Raw genomic sequence first — 1,971 nt, 5'->3', positions numbered from 1 at the left:
ATGCTGTCAACGCCTCCGTGGACGTTGCGCCACCGATCCCCCACCAGGCGGGCCGCGCAGTCGGCGCGGCGTTACGAGAAACTTGCCGGACGAATCATGTCATGACTATCTTAGTCATAACTTTACGATCTGATAGGTATCTAATGTCCGAGCCTCGTGTGGGAGTCGGAGAGCTGAGGGCCCGGTTCAGCGAGTTCCTGCGTCGCGCGCAGGCCGGCGAGGCCGTGGTCGTGACCGACCGCGGACGGCCGATCGCGCGACTGGTCCCCCTCACGGGTGAGCCCGCCGTCGAGGGCCGCGTGGCGGACCTGGAAGGCGCGGGGCTGGTCCGTGCCGGACCCCGTCCCCCGCTCCCGCGGGACTTCCTCACCCGTCCCCGCCCCGCCGATCCGGAAGGGCGCAGCCTGTCGTCGGTCCTCGAAGAACGGGCCGAGGGCTGGTGAGGTTCTGGGACACCTCGGCGCTGGTGCCCCTCCTCCTGGAGCAAGAGGCGAGCGCGACGGTCCGGAAGCTACTCGACGAGGACCGGGCGATGGCGGCGTGGTGGGGCACGCCCGTCGAATGCGCCTCGGCGGCGGCGCGCCTGCGGAGGGAAGAACGCCTGAGCGTGACGGAGGAGCAGGAGGTGCTCCGACTCCTACGAACCTTGCGGACCTCGTGGCTCGAGATACTCCCCTCGAGCGAGGTCCGCGACGAGGCAATGCGCCTCCTGCGCGTGCATTCGCTGACCGCAGCCGACGCCCTCCAGCTCGCCGCAGCCGCCGTACTGGCGGGGGGCGACCGGTCGGAGGTGGCCCTGGTCACCTTCGACGAGCGGCTGGCTCTGGCTGCGCGGCTGGAAGGGTTCGAGGTGCTGCCGGGGTCGTAAGTCCGGGCGAGGTGGCGGCGCTTTGTTAGCCAGCGCGTTGCAGGACCTCATCCTCAAGGCGGCTGCCGAGCTTGTCTCGCTCGACGTCCAGATCGTAGCTCGTCTGCAGGTTGAGCCAGAACCGATCCGACGTTCCGAAGTAGCGGGCGAGCCTCAGCGCGGTATCAGCCGTCACCGAACGCTTGCCATGGACGATCTCATTGATGCGGCGAGGCGGGACGCTGATGTCCTTGGCCAAACGGTACTGACTGATCCCCATCGGTTCGAGAAACTCCTCGAACAGGACCTCGCCAGGATGTATTGGCGCATGAGTGGATGGGGGCATTCTTCCTCCTAATGGTAGTCGACGATTTCGACCCCGTAGGCATCGCCGCTCTTCCAAATGAAGCAGATGCGATAATAACGTCAAGCGTTATCACGCCGCGCAGAAGCGCTCGCTGACTCTCCTACTCAGTTCTTGGCCGTCTACCGGACCGGCTGATCCCACGCCGGTTCGAGCCCGAACACCACCCGGAGGCTCCACTCCTGCCGGATCACGTGCCCGCTTCCCACGACGGCGAACACGCGCTCGCCGTGCCGCACCAGGTCGATCAGGATCTTCGCCATGTGCTCGCCGCGGATGCGGCGGGACTCGGTGCTGATGTCGCCCAGGTAGCCGGGCTCCCCGCGCAGGACGCGCCAGTCGACCTCGTCGGGAAAGTCGCGCGCCCACACCCGGTCCACGTCGGCGAGCGTGACCAGCGAGCCACGCAGCCCCTCCACATCCGTGCGCTTGCCCAGCAGATCGAGCGCGAGCCGCTCGTTCGCGGTCCCGCCGGCCTCCGAGGTGTAGACGCGCAGAAAGAAGTAGAGCGCCACCTGCTCCGCGCTGAACGTCTCCAGCAGCTCCGCGACCTCGTCGGCGTAGGCCGGCTCGAGCGAGTACAGCGGCATGTCGTCGCGGCGGGCCAGCTTGTGGACCAGCGCCGGTTCGGGCAGCCCGGCGAACGGCTCGATCAGCGCTCCGTAGGGGAAGCCGCGGCTGCGCCCTTCGTAGAGCGCGACGGTCGGGCCGAAGTCCTCCCACCGCTCGGTGATGTCCGCGATCTGCGGGTGGTCGGGGT

The 1,971-nt window shown here is 67.8% G+C and carries 4 protein-coding genes; 2 read left to right on the top strand and 2 right to left on the bottom strand.

Features of this window, described 5'->3' with window-relative positions:
* Positions 1-143 precede the first annotated feature (143 nt).
* Together ABFS34_16620 and ABFS34_16615 are read left to right on the top strand one after the other, a co-directional pair.
* Positions 144-443, top strand: coding sequence for a type II toxin-antitoxin system prevent-host-death family antitoxin (locus tag ABFS34_16620; GenBank protein ID MEN8377050.1), 300 nt, complete (start codon positions 144-146; stop codon positions 441-443).
* Positions 440-868 (top strand): type II toxin-antitoxin system VapC family toxin, encoded by a 429-nt coding sequence (locus tag ABFS34_16615; protein ID MEN8377049.1) that lies wholly within the window; start codon positions 440-442, stop codon positions 866-868. The genes ABFS34_16620 and ABFS34_16615 overlap by 4 nt, the downstream gene beginning before the upstream one ends.
* 25 nt (positions 869-893) lie before the next feature.
* On the opposite strand, the gene ABFS34_16610 is transcribed toward ABFS34_16615, so the two are convergent.
* The gene (locus tag ABFS34_16610; protein MEN8377048.1) at positions 894-1,193 is read right to left on the bottom strand and encodes a HigA family addiction module antitoxin; all 300 of its coding nucleotides are present in this window, start codon (positions 1,191-1,193) and stop codon (positions 894-896) included.
* Between the two features lie 140 nt (positions 1,194-1,333).
* Positions 1,334-1,971 (bottom strand): hypothetical protein (locus ABFS34_16605; GenBank protein MEN8377047.1); only part of this gene is annotated, 638 nt, incomplete at its 5' end.

The sequence above is a fragment of the Gemmatimonadota bacterium genome (assembly GCA_039715185.1).
Classification (GTDB): domain Bacteria; phylum Gemmatimonadota; class Gemmatimonadetes; order Longimicrobiales; family RSA9; genus DATHRK01.
This window is presented reverse-complemented; position numbering and strand designations above follow the sequence as displayed.